Source organism: Amycolatopsis sp. EV170708-02-1, assembly GCF_022479115.1.
Classification (GTDB): domain Bacteria; phylum Actinomycetota; class Actinomycetes; order Mycobacteriales; family Pseudonocardiaceae; genus Amycolatopsis.
In genome coordinates, this window is the sequence record NZ_CP092497.1 from 7294231 (window position 1) to 7310790 (window position 16560).

Annotated in this window: 15 protein-coding genes; 5 read left to right on the forward strand and 10 right to left on the reverse strand. The window is 69.0% G+C overall.

The features are described 5' to 3' along the window. The first annotated feature begins 23 nt into the window (after positions 1-23). Positions 24-1448, forward strand: a complete 1425-nt coding sequence (locus MJQ72_RS33135) for a M20/M25/M40 family metallo-hydrolase (protein WP_240594954.1) — start codon at positions 24-26, stop codon at positions 1446-1448. A 21-nt stretch (positions 1449-1469) separates the two neighbouring features. Next, on the forward strand, positions 1470-2060 hold the full coding sequence (locus MJQ72_RS33140; RefSeq protein WP_240594955.1) for a hypothetical protein: 591 nt from the start codon (positions 1470-1472) through the stop codon (positions 2058-2060). A gap of 52 nt (positions 2061-2112) precedes the next feature. Here the strand turns inward: MJQ72_RS33140 and MJQ72_RS33145 are convergent, their stop codons facing one another. Continuing rightward, a complete protein-coding gene (locus tag MJQ72_RS33145) occupies positions 2113-2811 on the reverse strand; it encodes a trans-aconitate 2-methyltransferase (RefSeq protein ID WP_240594956.1) in 699 nt (232 codons plus the stop codon). A gap of 175 nt (positions 2812-2986) precedes the next feature. Between MJQ72_RS33145 and MJQ72_RS33150 the strand changes: the two genes are divergently transcribed. Together MJQ72_RS33150 and MJQ72_RS33155 are read left to right on the forward strand one after the other, a co-directional pair. Continuing rightward, positions 2987-3241 carry a hypothetical protein gene (locus tag MJQ72_RS33150; RefSeq protein ID WP_240601482.1) on the forward strand — a complete coding sequence of 85 codons (255 nt, stop codon included), beginning with the start codon at positions 2987-2989 and terminating at the stop codon, positions 3239-3241. A 45-nt stretch (positions 3242-3286) separates the two neighbouring features. After that, positions 3287-4081, forward strand: coding sequence for an LmeA family phospholipid-binding protein (locus MJQ72_RS33155; RefSeq protein ID WP_240594957.1), 795 nt, complete (start codon positions 3287-3289; stop codon positions 4079-4081). 42 nt (positions 4082-4123) lie between these two features. Here the strand turns inward: MJQ72_RS33155 and MJQ72_RS33160 are convergent, their stop codons facing one another. The 7 genes from MJQ72_RS33160 to MJQ72_RS33190 form a co-directional block, all read right to left on the reverse strand. Next, a complete protein-coding gene (locus MJQ72_RS33160) occupies positions 4124-5227 on the reverse strand; it encodes a beta/gamma crystallin family protein (protein ID WP_240594958.1) in 1104 nt (367 codons plus the stop codon). 131 nt (positions 5228-5358) lie between these two features. Next, a complete protein-coding gene (locus MJQ72_RS33165; protein WP_240594959.1) occupies positions 5359-5934 on the reverse strand; it encodes a hypothetical protein in 576 nt (191 codons plus the stop codon). Beyond that, the gene (locus MJQ72_RS33170; protein ID WP_240594960.1) at positions 5931-7553 is read right to left on the reverse strand and encodes a VWA domain-containing protein; all 1623 of its coding nucleotides are present in this window, start codon (positions 7551-7553) and stop codon (positions 5931-5933) included. The genes MJQ72_RS33165 and MJQ72_RS33170 overlap by 4 nt, the downstream gene beginning before the upstream one ends. Then, positions 7550-8704, reverse strand: coding sequence for a toxic anion resistance protein (locus tag MJQ72_RS33175; protein WP_240594961.1), 1155 nt, complete (start codon positions 8702-8704; stop codon positions 7550-7552). Before MJQ72_RS33175 ends, MJQ72_RS33170 begins: the two co-directional genes overlap by 4 nt. Next, the gene (locus MJQ72_RS33180) at positions 8704-9792 is read right to left on the reverse strand and encodes a hypothetical protein (RefSeq protein WP_240594962.1); all 1089 of its coding nucleotides are present in this window, start codon (positions 9790-9792) and stop codon (positions 8704-8706) included. The genes MJQ72_RS33175 and MJQ72_RS33180 overlap by 1 nt, the downstream gene beginning before the upstream one ends. Before the next feature lie 139 nt (positions 9793-9931). Next, on the reverse strand, positions 9932-11353 hold the full coding sequence (locus tag MJQ72_RS33185) for an ATP-binding protein (protein ID WP_240594963.1): 1422 nt from the start codon (positions 11351-11353) through the stop codon (positions 9932-9934). Beyond that, positions 11350-13005: an FAD-dependent oxidoreductase gene (locus MJQ72_RS33190; RefSeq protein ID WP_037346516.1), complete on the reverse strand. Its 1656-nt coding sequence runs from the start codon at positions 13003-13005 to the stop codon at positions 11350-11352. The genes MJQ72_RS33185 and MJQ72_RS33190 overlap by 4 nt, the downstream gene beginning before the upstream one ends. A gap of 25 nt (positions 13006-13030) precedes the next feature. Between MJQ72_RS33190 and MJQ72_RS33195 the strand changes: the two genes are divergently transcribed. Next, positions 13031-13759, forward strand: coding sequence for a hypothetical protein (locus MJQ72_RS33195; RefSeq protein WP_240594964.1), 729 nt, complete (start codon positions 13031-13033; stop codon positions 13757-13759). Here the strand turns inward: MJQ72_RS33195 and MJQ72_RS33200 are convergent. Both MJQ72_RS33200 and MJQ72_RS33205 read right to left on the reverse strand, forming a co-directional pair. Then, entirely contained in the window at positions 13746-14300 is a 555-nt protein-coding gene (locus MJQ72_RS33200) for an HdeD family acid-resistance protein (RefSeq protein WP_016331960.1), read from the reverse strand. The two genes, MJQ72_RS33195 and MJQ72_RS33200, sit on opposite strands and share 14 nt — an antisense overlap. Before the next feature lie 102 nt (positions 14301-14402). Further along, positions 14403-16556 (reverse strand): RICIN domain-containing protein, encoded by a 2154-nt coding sequence (locus tag MJQ72_RS33205; protein WP_240594965.1) that lies wholly within the window; start codon positions 16554-16556, stop codon positions 14403-14405. Between the last annotated feature and the right edge of the window lie 4 nt (positions 16557-16560).

Genomic DNA, 16560 nt, shown 5'->3' on the forward strand with positions numbered 1-16560 from the left:
CGCAGGGCGCGTAGGAACGGAGAATGGCTGAGGAAAGGTCCAGACGAGTTTTCCTGTCCACGTCGGCCGCGCTCTCGGCGGCCGCCCTGTCATCGACGGCTCTCTCACCGGCCGCGGCCGCCGAGGTCCCGGCAGGCGCCGAGAAACCCGGCGAACGCCTCACCCCGCAACGACCCGACGCGGAACTCCGGGCGATCCTCCGGGAGATAGACGAACACCGCATCGAGGCCACCGTACGCAGACTCGCGGCCTTCGGAACCCGGCACACGTTGTCGTCGCAAACCGATCCCGTCCGGGGAATCGGCGCCGCCCGCGACTGGATCCTCGCGGAGATGACGAAATCCGCGGAAAGGTCCGGCGGCCGGATGACGGTCCAGCTGCAGTCGTATCTGCAGCAGCCCGCTCCGCCCCGGATCCCGGTCGCGACCACGATCACCAACGTCGTCGCCACCTTGCGCGGCTCCACGACCCCGGAGCGGGTCTATGTCGTGTCAGGCCACTACGACTCTCGGTGTTCGGATCCACTCGACGCGACGAAGGACGCGCCGGGCGCCGACGACGACGCCTCCGGAGTGGCCGTCGCGATGGAGCTTGCCCGGGTGCTCGCCACTCGCCGTCCGGCCGCGACCATCGTGTTCGCCGCGGTCGCCGGTGAGGAGCAAGGCCTGTTCGGCGCGCGGCACATGGCCACACTGTTCAAGACGGCGGGCACGAACGTGCAGGCGATGTTCACCAACGACATCGTCGGTTCGAGCCGGGCGGACGACGGGACGCGGGACCCGCGCACGATCCGGTTGTTCGCCGAGGGCGTGCCGACGTCGGAAACGCCGGCGCAGGCCGACATCCGGCGCGCGGTCGGCGGGGAGAACGATTCGCCCTCCCGTCAGCTGGCGCGGTTCGTGCGCTCGGTCGCGGAGAACGACGCGACCGGCATGACCGTGCGGGTCATCTACCGGCGTGACCGTTACCTCCGGGGCGGCGACCACATCCCGTTCCTGGAGCAGGGATATCCGGCCGCACGGTTCACCGAACCGCACGAGGACTACGCCCATCAGCACCAGGACGTCCGGGTGGAGAACGGCAAGCGGTTCGGCGATCTGCCCGAGTTCTGCGACTTCCCGTTCATCGCCAGGGTCGCGAGGGTGAACGCCGCGACGATGTGGTCGCTGGCGACCGCACCCGGCACCCCCGAAGACGTCCGGATCAGGACGAACCGGCTGACCAACGAGACGGATCTGGTGTGGCGGCGCGGAACAGACCCGGACCTCGCCGGCTACGAGGTCGTCTGGCGGGAGACGACGGCGGCCGATTGGGCGCATGCCGTCAGGGTCGGCGACACGACCGAGGCTAAGGTGGATCTGTCGAAGGACAATGTGTTCTTCGGTGTCCGCGCGGTCGGGAAGAACGGTCACCGCGGTCCGGTCGCGTTTCCGACGCCCTTGAGTTGACGACACCGAGCTGATGCCACGATGACGGTCACCCCCGGCGACCTCGACGCCGCGATCACGAGTGTGGTCGGCGAACTGCGCCAGGCGTCGGGCCGTGACTGGTCGGCGGCACCGGGCACCGGCGAGCTGACCGCCTGGCGCACGGCCGAGCATCTCGGCGACTGCCTCATCTCCTATGCGGGCCTGCTGATCGCACGGCCGTCGACACCGCGTTTCGTCTGCTTCGAATCCGTCGCCGACCAGGCCGCGTCTCCGTCGGAGATGCTGGAGTTCGTCACGGTCGCCAGCGGCATCCTGGGCGCCACGCTCCGCACGGTGGCCCCGGATGTCCGCGCGTATCACCCGAGCGGCCGCGCCGACCTCGAAGGTTTCGCCGGGATGGGCTGTGTCGAAGTCCTGGTCCACGGCGAGGACATGGCCAGGGGACTCCGAGTCACTCTCGATCCGCCGCGCGACGTCTGTTCGCGGGTGCTCGCGCGAATGTTCCCGGAGGTGGACGTCGCCGGTATCGATCCCTGGACGGCGTTGCTGTGGGCGACGGACCGGGCGGAGCTACCGGGACGGCCGTCGCGCGCCGGGTGGCAATGGCGCGGCGCACCTCTGGACGACTGACCGTGCCCCGCCTGGCCGCACCTCACCGGGGCCGAGTCGTACAGCGGGACGTTCAGCGGGCCTTGAAGGCCACCACAGCGGCCTGAGCCCCGTTCCGCCACGCCACGGCAGGCTCGTCGACCGGCCCGCCCTTCAAGGCTCGCAGGTGCCACTCGGCGGGAGGATGCCATTCCGCCGAAGGCGAATCGCCGAACAGCCGGGCCCGTTCCACCACCGCCGGGCCCAGCACCGGATCAGCCCTTGCCCGATCCCACCAGGCGCCCCAGGAGCCGTCGTCGCTCGCGGACGCCACGGCTTCCCCGTCTGGCATGTCGTCCACATTGGCAACGAATCCGCCTGCCCGCACCAGTCCGGCGAGTTCGGCGTACAACGCGGTCAACCGGTCCGGTGGCAGGTAGTGCAATGCCATGATCGCCAGAACGGCGTCATACCCGCTGTACGGCAGCGAGGCGGTCCAGCCCGGATCCCGCAGATCGGCCCGGACCACCTCCACCGAGGACGGCAGCGACGCACCGGCGATCGCCAGCATCACCGGGTCGAGATCGACCAGGGTGACCTCCGCCCCGGGTATCCGCGCGAGCAGGCGAGAACAGAGAGTGCCCGTGCCGCCACCCACGTCCAGCACCCGCGGCGACGGTGCGTCGCGTCGCGTCGCGATCAGGTCGATCATCCGCTCGATCGCCTGCTCACGTCCTGGCTGATATTTCGCCATGAGGCGATCCCAGCTGTCACTCCAGTCCCCAGTGGTCATATCGACAATGATAATCGATATCGTTCAGTGGGCGCTGTGTCACGGACCGTCTCCAGGCAGTGAGCGAGGTACGGCCGATCGGCGCAATTTGACGACTGAAGCGTTTGCCACCACGGAGGCCGGGAACTTTTCCGGTATGTCCAGATGGCGAACCACCAGTAGGAGCGACACCGCCGTGCGCGTCATCACCGGCATCGGCGCGCTGTTCGCTTTCATCGAGCTGCTGTACATGGTGATGGTGCTCGCGGGAGCCAACGCGGGCAACGGTTTCTACATCTTCATCCAGGCGCTGGCCAGGCCGCTGGCATTGTTCTGGCCGGGTCTCTTCCCGGTGAGTGACCCGAATCTCGCGGTCATCCTCGATTACGGCCTGGCCGCGGCGTTCTGGGTGGTCCTGGCGGGTGTGATCGCCCGTTTCGCGGCCCGCTGACCCCCTGCGGCGGCGATCGGCGTCCCGTTCGGCGACACTGGACGGATGAGCGACGGCAGATGGTTCGACCTGAACCCGCTTCCCGAGCTGTTCGGCCTGGCCGCCGCCGGGCGGGCGCTGTTGCCGAACGTGCCCGTGACCCCGGCCGCGATCCTGAAGACCGTGACCGAGCAGCTGGTCGGGCGGAGGCTGACGGCCAAGGTGGACGGGCACGACGTCGGTCTCACCCTGACGGGGCTCGACTACCAGGCCGACAGTCTCAGCCTGGCCGCCACCGGCCGGGTCGGCGATGTCCGGATCGTCGTCGAGGACGTCGACTGGCCGGAAACCCCGCTGGAACGCATCACCGTGCTGGCGTCGAACGTCCGCCTCCGCTCGCTCCCGTCCCCCGCCGCCATCCCCGAACAGGTGAAGATGGCGATCCGCGTATCCCCGGAAGTCCTCCAGGCCCGCGTGGCCGAGGTCCGGCCGGGCATCATCGTGACCCCCGGCGAGGACGGACATTTCCACATCCGCTGGGAAAAGCGGCCACGCTGGGGGCATCTCGCCCTGGAGTCCACTGTGGAGCACGACGCCGTCGTCCTCCGGCCGATGTCCGTCCACATCGGACGACGCCGATTCGGTCCGCCGTCCCGGCTCAAACCGATCGTGCTGCCGCTGCCCGAGCTCCCGCAAGGGATCCGGCTCACGGCGGTCGAAGCGCACGACGGTCACCTGGTCCTGCACGCGCTGGCCGAGGAGTGGCCGGAGAAGCTGTCCACCGTCCCGCTCGGCGACCTGCTGGGCTGGGTGACGACGGCGGTGACCACGTTGACCCTGCCGAGGCTAGTCGGACGGTGACCGGCGATGGCCCTCGCCGCGGCGACGAGGGCCATCATCGGGTCAGCTGTGCAACGCGCCCTGCGCGACGCGCACCGCGGGCGCGGCAGGCTTCGCGACAGCCGCGGCGGTTTCCGCCTCGGTCACGGCGGCCGACCGCACGAGACCGGCCGACTTACCGCACACCTTCTTCTTCTCTTCCGTGGTCATCTTCTTGCCGACGGTCCTGGTCTGGCCGACGACGCCGGGCGCCGGGCCCTCACCGCTGAAGTTCCAGACGTACCACTGGTGGTGGCCCCATCGGCGCTTGTCGTACCACATGTCGTACGAGCCGTAGCCCACCCGCATCACCGGAGAGCGGTCCAGGCCCGCCCAATAGCCCGGATTCACCTCGATCCGGGTCTCGACGCTCTCGCTGGTTTCCCAGCCCCACTCCTGGCCCCACGTGCGCTTGTAGGCGACCGTCCACTGGACGAGGAACTCGAAGCCCGCGCTCACGCTGAGCTCGTTCGACACCGTGTTCTTCCCGCTGCGGGTGTCGCGTTTCCCGATCACCTGGGTGATCTTGTTGGCACTGCAGTTGAAGACCGTGTCCACCCGGCCCCAGTCACCGTAGAAATCCTGGCCGCGCTGGTCGACGTGGGCGTTGCAGGTCTTGGTGGCGCGGCCGCAGTCCTTGAGCAGTTCGGCACGGGACGGCCCGCGCGAGTACACGACGGAGCTGCCGAGGTCGTTCATGTTCGACCCGTAGTTGCCACTGTCGTTGGCGTACCACTCCTGGCTGGCGCCCTGGTATTCGGCGTGCTCGTACATCGTGATGTAGCAGTTGTTGAAGGTTTTGAACGAGGAGATCCGGTCGTTCCAGGCACCGAGGAAGCCGACGGTCTGGTTGGTCCCCTCGACGCACGGCGATCCGGTGACCGCGACACTCGCGCCGCCGAAGTTCGCGTGTTCGTAGAGCACGCTGATCACCGTCGCGGACGCGCCGACCTCGCCTGCCGACGCCGCCGCGAGTGACTTCTCGGCACTGTCGAAACACCGGAACGCTCCGGTGGCCGTGTCGGCGACACAGTGTTCGTCGCGCTGTCCGGCGTTCGCCGGGACACCGCCGGCGAGACACATCACCACAGCGGCCAGGAAGGCCGCCCCGAGTCTGTACTTGTGCACGTCTGAACTCCCTGAGGAAGACGGAAAACCGACCACGACCGGATCGGCGTCACGAGTCCACCATCGGGAAACCGGCTTGCCCATGCAGAACGACCGGCAGACTGTTGTTCGCTTACCACTGACCGGGACGGCTAAACCGATTCGCCGCGCTCGCGCAGATATCGCGTGTGGTCGGCCTGCTGATGGACGTCGCCGGCGTAGAAGCGTTCCGCTATGCGGTGCGCTTCGGTCTCCAGCAGCTCCAGTTGCGCGAGGAGTTCGTCAGCCGGCCGTTTGGCGGCGAACCACCACGGCAGATTCAGGTAGGTCTCCACCGAAAGCGGCAGATCCGTGCGCGCCAACCGGGTGACGGCGTGCTGGACGTCCGGATTCGCCGCCCATCGCTCCGGCCGTGAAAGCAGGTCGTCGAGCACCTCGGCGATCCGCCGCACACCGTCCACAGAGGACCCGGGCATCCGTTGCGCCCGCTCGGTCACCTTGCCCACCAACGATTCGAGGTCCGCACGGAGCTGCCCGGCCTCGGCGACGGCGTCCGCCGAGACCAGCCGGACCCGCTCGGGCGGCGCGAGCAGGGCGAACACCGCGTACAGCCCCGCGACGACCAGCGGCCACAGTCCGCCGACGACGCCGGTCAGGTAGAGAGCCAGCCCGATCAGCCCGCCGACGCAGCCGGCGAGGTTCTTCGTGGAGCCGAGGTACCCGATCACTGGTACCCGCGGATTTCCTGGAACACCTTGGGGAGCACGTCGCCGCGTGCGTCGAACACGTTGCCACCGGTGCGTTTCGCGACCTCGCCGAGTTCGGCGGAGTCGCCTTCGCCGAAGATCACGGTGAACACCGGGATCTGCCGCATCGCTTCCGGCAACGACGGGAACCTCAGCTGGAAGTCCGAGAACTTGGAGCCGTTCGCGTTCTGCCCGTCGGTCATCAGCACGATGGAATTGAAGCGGTCGGGGTCGCGCGCGACCAAGGGGCCCATGATGTCGTACGCGCGCTGAAGGCTGTCGTAGATCGCCGTGCCGCCGTTCGCGTCGAGGCCCTCGGCGAAACGCTTGATCTTGTCCAAAGCGGGTTGTGGATCGCCTTCCGGGACGGTGAACGTCTCCGGACTGCCGGGCACGGTGTCGAACGGCAGCATCGTGACCTCTTCGCGGCTGCGGAACCGGCGGTACCGCCCGGTCAGCGAACCGTCGGCGCCGGTCAGCCCGATCAGCGCGGCGCGCAGCGACTCGATCCGGTCGCCCGACATGGAACCGGAGGTGTCGAGTACGTACAGCGTCCGCGACGGCCGCCGGATCTTGTCGAAGTAGGCGCCCAGCAACGCGTCGACCGCCTGCTGCGTAGCGGGGAACGGAAGCTCCACAAGGTCCTTCTGAGCGAACTGCTGCCCCAGCGGGACCCCGGGCACGACCGGGCGGCGTTGCGTGGTCTCCATGATCTTGCGCTGGGTGTCCGGCGTCCGCAGCCGCTCGGCGAGCTTGCGGTGCGCGTCCCGCGCGTCGGAGTTCGCGCTCTGCACCAACGTCAGCGGGTAGTCCGCGGTGACGACACCGTCGGAGGGATACACCAGCGTCAGCGGTTCGGGGAGTTTCCCGCTCGCGTTCATCGACAGCAGGACGGACTCGTAGTTGATCAGCCCGTCGACCTTCTTGCCGGGGTCCTGCCCGCTCGCCCGTCGCTGGTAGGCCTCGGAAAGCCAGCCGGACGAGCCCGCCGACATCGCCTGCGCGCTGAAGAACTCGGTCAGTTTCGGCGTGACGGAAGCGATCTGCTGCGCGTCGATCGCGTTGCCCGCCCCCGCGAGCGCCGACGCCACCCCGACGAGCGCCGAGAAACCGGAGTTCGACGCGGACGGGTCGGTCATGCCGTAGGTGAAGGCCTTCTTCCCGGCCTGCTCGGCGATCTCGCCCCAGCCCACCGGCCGCCCCGTCCAGCCGAGCCGTTGCGCGGCCGACGCGGACAGCCCGAGCACCACCGGCGAGCTCATGATCTTCACTTGCTCGCCCAGCCGTTTCGCGGCCTCCGGAACCGCCGCCGGATAGCGGTTCGACGAGAACCAGACGGCGTCGTATTGGCCGTCCACCTTGCCGTTCGCCAGCGACTCGGTGCCTTCCAGTGTCCCGGTGAACTGGAACTTGACCTTGACCCCACTGGCCGCCGCCTCCTGTTCCAGCAGCGGTTGCAGATCGGCCAGTTCGCTGCCCGCGAGTACCCGCAAGGTGCCCGCTTCGGCCTCCCCCAGGCCCGTCCCGCCTTCGCTCGAATCGCAGGAAACCAGTGACAGCGCGCAGATCGCCGCCACCGTGAGCATAGCCCAGCGTTTCACGATGCCCCCTCGGCCGCCGCCGTCTCGTGAGACCGGCGCAGATGGTCTTCGGCCCGCCGGATCTCCCCGGACAGCGCCTCCACGGTCGCCGCCATCGTCGAGACGGCCCCCGCCTTGAATTCGTCGATCGCGTCGATGCTCCGGTAGATCCGCTCGAACGACTCGCGGATCGTCGCCACCGCCACCGCCGGATCGCTGCCGGCGCGCTGGATCTCGGCGCTGCGCAGTTCCAGCATCTCCGCGTTGGCCCTGATCAGCCCGTCGGTCGTGGCCCGCACGGCCTGGACCTCGTCGAGGACGTCACGCTGCCCGGCGAGCGCCCCGCTCACCACGAGCGCGACCCGCAGCGCCGCGACCGTCGTCGACACCGCCCGTTCGATCCCGCGGATCAGCTCGTCGTTGTTGCGCCGCACCAGGTCCAGCGCCAGGTAGCCCTGCGCGCTGACGGCGAGCTGGGTCAGCAGGTCCTGATGCCGCTGCCGGATCGGATGCAGCGCGTCGGCCCGCAAGGCCTTGGCTCGCATGGGGTCGGTGAAGTCGAAGATGCCGGCCTGGCGGTCGACGGCCGTGTCGACGGCTTCGGCGAACGCGGCCGCTTCCGACAGCTTGCCGAGCGTCGCCCACAGCCGTTCTCGTTCACCCTTGAGCGCGGCGTTGTCCCGTCGCAGGACGTCTTGCCGCGCACGCAGGTCCAGGACGAGCGCGTTCACCGGCTCGTTGGCCGCGCGATAGCGGTCCAGCGCCTTCTTCGCGCTGCCCGCGACCGGGATCAGGCCCATCAGCTTGCGGCCGGTGATCGGCAGCTTCGCCGGGTCGATCTCCGCCACGGCCCGCCGGAGCCCGGCCAGGCTCACCGTCGCCTGGTGTTGCGGTGACCCGATTTCCGCGAGTGCCCGCGTCGACCGGTCCAGCAGCGCCCCGGCGACGGTCGCCGCCGCGCGCATGTCGGACTCGCCGACCGCGAGCAGTTCGTCCAGGACTCGCGTGAAGTCCGGCGACCGTACGTCGAGCGCTTCGAGCCGCCGGGCGAAATCTTCCGCGCGCTTCGTGACTTCAGCGTGCACCTCGGGCGCGAGGGTGACCAGGCCGGCCGCCCGCTCGGCCGGGATCGCCTCCACCGGTTCGGGTGGAGTGAGCGTGAAATCGTCCATCAGTACTGCTTCTTCACCGCGTCGAGCAACCGCTCCAGCGTTTCGTACGACGGCGGCTCGACGGCATCGACCAGATCCGCGGGCACCGGCGCCTTGGCCGCGGCGACGACGTCGGCGAACAGGCGCGGGTCCCCGGTGCGGAAACCGAAGGTGGCGGCGAGTTTCCCCAGTTCCGGGTCGGTCGCGAGCAGCCTGCCCACCTGGTCGCCGTTCGGTTTCAGCGGTACGAGCGTGTGCTTGGAGTACACCGTCGGCGCGGTGTAGAGCAGGCGCATGTCCGGCCGGATCGAACCGTCGGCGCGCACCAGCCTGTCGACGAACTGCGACTCGTAGATCAGCGCCATCGGCGTCTTGCCCATCCCCGCGGCGAGATAGTCCTCGAACGGGCCCTCGGTGCTGTTCTGCGTGTAACCCTGGTCGATGAACAGCTTCGACACCGCGGGCAGCACCTTCGCCTCGGCCTCCGGCGTGCTGACCACGTTGTTCCCGTTGGCGACGAAGGAAACGATCGACAGGTACATCGCCGCCGAGTTCGATTCGCGCGGGTCCGTGGTCGTGACCAGCACGTTCTTGCGAGCGGGGAACGCGGTGTTGCCGGGAAGCTGGTCCCAGCGCGTGCCCTTCTGCGCGAGTTCGAGGTACTTCGCGATGTCGAGCACCTGGTACTCGCCGGCTCCCTTGCGCACGATCCCGTTGGCGCTCAAGAGGTTCACGATCGGCTCGAAGGTCGCGACCGCCATCGGCGACTGGAACGGCGTGTGCACGCCGGTCACCTGATGGTCGCGCTGGATCCGCTGCGCGGCGGGCGACGAGGACGGGAACGCGAACTCGTACTTCCCGAGGTCCATGCTCGCGATCTGCCGCGAGCCGGCGGTGTCGACCTCGACCTTCAGCCCGTGCTTGGCGAACGCGTCCGCCACCCGCTTGTCGGAGAAGAAGGCGAGCTTCTCCGAACCGATGACCCCGCGCACCGTGGTCAGATCCGTGCCCTGCGCGGTGTTCTCGTCATCGCCCCGGCCCCAGACGATCACCACGGCCACGGCCAGCAGCAGCACCACGGCCAGGCCGATCGACAGACGGCGTTTCACCGGCCCACCCCCTCGTTCACGGGCTCGATCTTTCAGCCCGTTCGACTCTTTTGACGCGCGGGCGGACCATTTCGAAGTGAACGATCGATGAACGGAAGCCGTCGGTAGTTTCTGACGAAACGCTGGGAGATAAGGGAAATCAGATCACGGACTGCTCCGAGACCGGCAGGCATACGGTGAACCGCGTGTCACCCGGCGCCGAATCGACCCGGAGATCGCCCTGATGCCGTTCGACGACGATGCGCCAGGAGATGTCCAGGCCGAGCCCCGTCCCCTGCCCGACCGGTTTCGTGGTGAAGAACGGCTCGAAGATCCGCTGCCGTACCTCCGCGGGGATGCCGGGCCCGGTGTCGCCGATCTCGACGTGCACGTGATCGTCCACCCTGGACGTCCGCAGGGTCAGCGTGCCCTCGCCGCCCATGGCGCCGAGCGCGTTGTCGATGACGTTCGTCCACACCTGGTTCAGCTCGCCCGCGTACGCCGGGATCCTCGGGATCGTGTGGTCGTACTCCTTCACCACGCGGATCCCCGGCGCGATCTTGCCCGCGAGCATCACGAGGGTCGAGTCGAGGCCTTCGTGGACGTCGATCCACTGGTGCGGGGCGCGATCCATCTGGGAGTACTGCTTGGCCTTGCCGACCAGCACCGAGATCCGGGTGGTCGAATCCTCGATCTCGCCCATCAGCATCTCGGTCTCGAGCGCGTACGCGAGCCAGCGCACGGCGCCGTCGAGGAAGGTCTCGCCGACCGAGTCGAGCAGGCGATCCAGATCGGGCACGGTCAGGCCCGCGCGGACGTAGATGTCGGCGAGATCCCAGCCCTGGTCGATGCCGTGGTCGTCGAACCAGTCGCCGATCTCGTCCTCGCGGTCGGCCTGCTGCATCGCGGTCAGCTTCGGCGCCGACGCGACCTGTTTGACCAGCTGCTCCTGGATGTCGAGCAACTGCTCCAGCAGCGTCGGGTCGACGTTCTTCTTCGCCAGCATCGCGAGTTTGTGCCGCATCCCGGCGACCCGCTCCCGCAGCGACGCCGTCGCGCGGACGGCGGCGGCCGCCGGATTGTTGAGTTCGTGGGTCAACCCGGCGGACAGTTCGCCGAGCGCCAGCAGCCGCCGCCGCGAACCGATGACGGTGTCGCTGTTGCGCCAGCCGAGGTACATGCCCTCCAGCAGATGCGTCGCCATCGGGAACCAGCGGCGGAACTCGGTCGCGAACTCGGCCGCGGGCAGGGTCAGGAAGGTGAGGTCGCTGACCGCGTGCACCGAAGCGCCGTACGTGTGCTCGGTCTCCTGGTGCACGAAGAACTGCGTCGCACCGCAGTACGCGCCGCGCTGGTCGGACCGGATCGTCTCGACCTCGGTGCCCCCGACGAGCCGCGTCATCCGCAGCGCGCCCGACAGCAGGAGATAGAAGCAGGTGGCCGGTTCACCCTCGCGCATGACCGTGGTGCCGCCGGTGTACTGCTCCAGCACGGCGTGTTCGTCGATCCAGTCGAGCTGCTCCTCGCTGAGGTGCTCGAAGAGGAAGAGCCCGCGCAGTTCTTCCCTGGGCAGAACGCTCATTGCTCCTCCAAGTACCGGTGGACCAGGGTGACCGCCATGGCGCCTTCGCCGACGGCCGACGCGACGCGCTTCACCGACGCGGCCCGGACGTCGCCAGCCACGAAGACGCCCGGGATGGACGACTCCAGGTAGTGCGGGTCGCGGTCCAGCGGCCAGCCCGGCGGCGGGCCGCCATCGGTGAGCAGATCGGGCCCGGTGCGCACGAAACCGTGGTCGTCCCGCTGGATCTCCGTGCCGAGCCAGTCGGTGCGCGGCGCCGCGCCGATGAAGATGAACAGATGCCCGGTGGGCACGGTCTCGGTCGCGCCGCCGTTCTCGCACAGGGTCAGCCGTTCGAGGTGATCGTCGCCGTGCGCCTCGACCACGGTGGTCCGGGTGCGGACGTGGATGTTCTCGATCCCGGCGATCTGCTCGATCAGGTAATGCGACATCGACGCTTCGAGTGACTGGCCGCGGACGAGGATGGTGACGTCGGCGGCGTGTTTGGAGAAGAACACGGCCGCCTGCCCCGCCGAGTTCGCGCCGCCGACGATGTAGACGTGCTCGCCCTTGCACTCGGGCGCCTCGGTCGCGGCCGAGCCGTAGTACACGCCGCGGCCGGCGAGCTCGGCGACGCCGGGAGCCTCCAGCGCCCGGTAGGTGACGCCGCTGGCCAGCACCACGGAATGCGCGGAGATCTCGGTGCCGTCGCCGAACATGACCACGCGCGCGGAGCCGCGGGCCTCCAGGCCCACGACGTCGCGGGCGGTGAGCACTTCGGCGCCGAACTTGAGCGCCTGCCGCCGCGCGCGGTCGGTGAGCTGCGCGCCGGAAACGCCGTCCGGGAAGCCGAGGTAGTTCTCGATGCGGGAGCTGGTGCCCGCCTGCCCGCCGGTCGCCTTGCGCTCGACGATGACGGTGCGCAGCCCCTCCGACGCGCCGTACACGGCCGCCCCGAGCCCGGCGGGCCCGCCGCCGATCACGATCAGGTCGTAGAACTCCTGGGTGGGCCGGGTGGAGAGGCCGACGGCGTCGGCGAGTTCGGGCCCGGACGGCTGGCGCAGCACCGTGCCGTCCGGGGTGACCAGCACCGGGATGTCGTGCGGCGCCGCGTCCGCCGCCTCGAGGATCCGGCGGCCCTCGTCGTCGTCGACGGAGTACCAGCGGTACGGCACCGCGTTGCGCGCCAGGAAGTCGCGCAGGTGGAACGACGGCGAGGAGTACCGGTGACCGATGAGCTTGATCTCGTCGACCGGCCGCTCCCCCACCGCGCGCCACGTCTCCACCAGCGCGTCGACGACCGGATAGAGCTTCTCCTCCGGCGGGTCCCACGGCTTGAGGAGGTAGTGGTCGACGTCGACGACGTTGATCGCCTGGATCGCGGCGTCGGTGTCGGCGTAGGCGGTCAGCAGCGCGCGGCGCGCGTTCGGGAACAGGTCCATCGCCTTCTCGAGGAAGACGATGCCGTCCATCTGCGGCATCCGGTAGTCGGCGAGGATCGCGGCCACGGCGTCGCCGCGCAGCTTGATCTCGCGCAACGCGTCGAGGGCGTCGGCACCGGAATCGGCCCGGATGATCCGGTAGTCCTTTCCGTACCTTCGGCGCAGGTCACGGGCGACCGAGCGGGATACGGCGGGATCGTCGTCGACGGTCAACAGGATCGGCTGGCTCACCGGATCAGCCTATTACGTTGGGGGCGTGCTGACCGAAGCCGAAGAAGTGATCCACGCCCGTACCGCCGTCGCCTGCGAGGCGGCCACCGCGGCGGGGCTTCCCGGCCGGTTCGAGGCCTGGCGTGAAGACGGCCTGCTGGCGGTCCTTGTCACGGCGCCGGACCTGCGGTTCCTGCGCACGATCTCCGGGATCACCGAGGAGAACCTGCCGCGTGCGGTGCATCTGGCCGGGGCGTCGTGCTGGGACGGCGACCCGCCGACGCTGGTGCTGCCGCCGGGCCTGCTCCCCCGCGACACCGGTCTCGTGCCCGCCGGTGTCCGTCCGATCGCGACGCTTCCGCTCACCGAGCTCGCGGCGTCGGACGCGGGCGTCGACACCTCACCCGACCTGGACGTCTTCCTCCGCGTCCTGCTCGACGGATACGAAAGCGGAGCCGCCGTGACGGCGTTCATGGCCGCCGAGCACGCCGATCCGCGGATCCGGCGGTCGATGCTGGTCGAAGCCGGTGTGCCGATCTCCGCCGCGGCCCTGAGTTCGCACGGGCCCGGCGTCCTCCTCGGCGGCTCGGCCACCCCACGGGCGCACCGCGGCAAGGGAGCGCAGGCCCGGCTGCTCCTCCACGGCCTGGCCGAGGCCGCCCGTGAAGGGCACCGGTTCGCCGTCGCGACCGCGGTGGAAGGCTCGCCGAGCCTGTCGAATCTGCGCCGCGCCGGAGCCCGGGTTCACGCGCGGCAAGCCTTCAGGCTCGGGTGAGTTTCCGCAGCCGGAAGGCCAGGACGAGCAGCATCACGCCGTACAGGAGGGCGTAGATCCCGACCAGGAGGGCGATCCCGTACGCGCCGGCGATCGGGTTGAACACGATCACGATGCCCGCGATCAGGGAGAGCGCGCCCGCCGCGATGAGGAAGGCCTCGCCCTCGATCTGCTTGCGCAGCCGGATCGCCGCGACGATCTCGACGATGCCCGTGAAGATCGCCCAGAAGCCGACCAGGAGGGCCAGCACCAGCACCGTGATCCCCGGCCAGATCAGGACGAGGACACCGGCGATGATCCCGAACGCGCCGAGGACACCGTAGGCGGCGCGATGGGCGGCGTCACCCGGCCGGAAGGCCTGCATGATGCCGCCGATTCCGTCGAAGATGGCGTAGATGCCGTAGAGGATCGCGAGAGCCAGCACGGTCGTTCCCGGCCAGATCAGCGCGAGGATGCCGAACAGGATGGCGAAAACCCCGCGTACGGCGGCGAGCGGCCAGGCCAGGCGGGGTTCGACGACGGTGAGACCGACGAGAGGCATGCGCCGAGTATCGGAGCGTCCACGCGGGAGCGCGCGGCACGCCACCCGTTGGGGTGAGGCCGGTGCGCGCCGCGACCGCCATCACGGCGCGCACCGGGGTCATCAGGGATAGGCGACGAGGTTGGCCACGTTCGATCCCGAGTTGGCCGGCCCGCCGCGGTCGTTGATCACCCGGGCGATGGTCCCGTTCCCGCCGAGGGAGACGGCGACCATGCTGCGGAACCGGACGTTCGGGTTGTTCGGCACCTCGATCGCACGATCCGCCACCACACTCGGATTCACGTTGAAGTAGCAATAACTGCCGAGCCCATAGGCCTCGTGGTTCGTCACCGAGTTCGCCACCTTGTAGGCCGCGTAACCCCGCGTCGATCCGTTCATCCAAGCGGCCTGATTCGGTGGGTCGTAAGGCATTTCGTTCTGGTAGAAGTACGTCCGGCCGCGTTCGCCGTTCCAGATCGTCTGGTACTTCTGGTAATGCTCGACGAAAAGGCCGTACATCGTGACGTCGTCGCCGTTGACGATCAGGCCCGTGTCGGCGGTGTTGGTGGTCCACCCGACCCCGCTGCCGTGGTCGGCGCGCCAGATCCACAGGTGGTCGCCGATGACGTCGTCGCTGTTGACCACCAGGCTGTTCGTGGCCTTGCCGACGCCCGCCCCGCCGACGCGGAAGAACACGTCGTGCAGTGAAGTCGGGTTGGCCGCGTGGTCCTGCGCGGAGTTCGCCGGGCCGACCTCCATGAGTGTGTTCGAGTTCGTGGTGCCCGCGTCGATCAGCACGCCGGCGACTTTGACGCCGTCGACGTCCGCCACCGTCATCGCGGTGATGCCGTTGTCGGGGATCAGCGTCGCCAGGCCGAGGCCGAGCACGACGGTGTCCGGCCGGGTGACGCGCAGCGTCTCGTCGAGGTGGTAGACGCCCGGCGTGATCAGGAGATCCTTGCCCTCGGCGAGGGCGGCGTTGATCTGCGACGCCGTGGTGCCGGGCTTCGCGATGAAGAACCGGCTGATCGGCAGCGAAGCCCCTGGCTGACCGGCACCCCACGTGATCCCGGAGGCGTTGGTGCGCTTGGCAGGCACGAAGACCTGGTAGGCACCCGCGGCGTCGACGTAGAGGAACGGCTTCTCCCGCACGACCGGTGTCGTGTTCACGGTGGTGTACGGCGGATTGGGGAAGCTGGTCGGCGGTGCGCCGCCGACTCCGGCGAACACCATGTTCCAGTTGGAGCCGCTCCAGCTCCCGAACTGCGAGTTGCGCGAAATCCACTGCTGCTGCGAGCCGGACCGCACCTGACCGTCGACCTTCACGTCGGACATCCACCCGCCGCTGGACCAGCCGCCGTCGTCGAGCTGAAGATTGCCGCGGACGTGCATGCGGCGGTACGGCGCGGCCTGCGAAACGGCCCAGCGATCGGTGCCGCCCGCTGGATTGACGGACAGGTTTTCCGCGCCACGCCAGAAGTTCTGCGTCGCGTTGCCCTGGAACCAGTCGGCCTCCGCGTGCACCGCGCCGTTGATCGTCACGTTGTCGGGAGACAGGCCGAGCCCCAGCACCTGCGTGTAGAACCCGACGTTCACGTCGACGTTGTACGAGCCCGGCTTGAACAGCAGCGCCTTCCGGTTCGTGCCGAACTGGCTGGTCTCTTGCTGCGAGAACACACTGTTCACCTGGGACTGGATCGCCGACTGCGACATCCCCGGGTCGAAGACGAGCACGTTCGGCCCGAGATCGGGGTTCGCGGTGCCGGAGACCGGGGTGAGCCGGAAGGACTGGGCGCCAGTGCCGTTGCAGGAGTACTGCTGGAGCTGGGTGCTGTCCTGGGTCGAAAGACCGGGGATGTCCAGGCACTTCCCACTGTTGCGGCTCACGAAGTGATAGGCCCCGCCCGGCTCCTCGACCGGCAGCCACTGCTGGTTGTTCCCGCCGCCGTAGGCCCACAGGTGGATCAGCCCACCGTCGGCCGTCGACACTTCGGCGACGTCCCACACCTGCGCCGGGGCGTTGCGCGTGTTGACCCGGTAGTAGCCGCCCGAGGTGGGCTGGAACTGCCATTGCTGGGAAAAGGTCTGGTTGCAGGCGTACTGCTGGACGACCGTCCCGTTCGCCGTCCCGGCGGCGCGCGCGTCCACGCATTTCCCGCCGGAGGTCGACACGGTGTACCAGGTGTCGGGGACGATGGCCGCCTGCGCCGCCGGAGCCGCCACCAACAGCGCTCCGACCAGGGAAAACAGGGCTATCAGGGCTGCTCTGGCCCTCATCAGG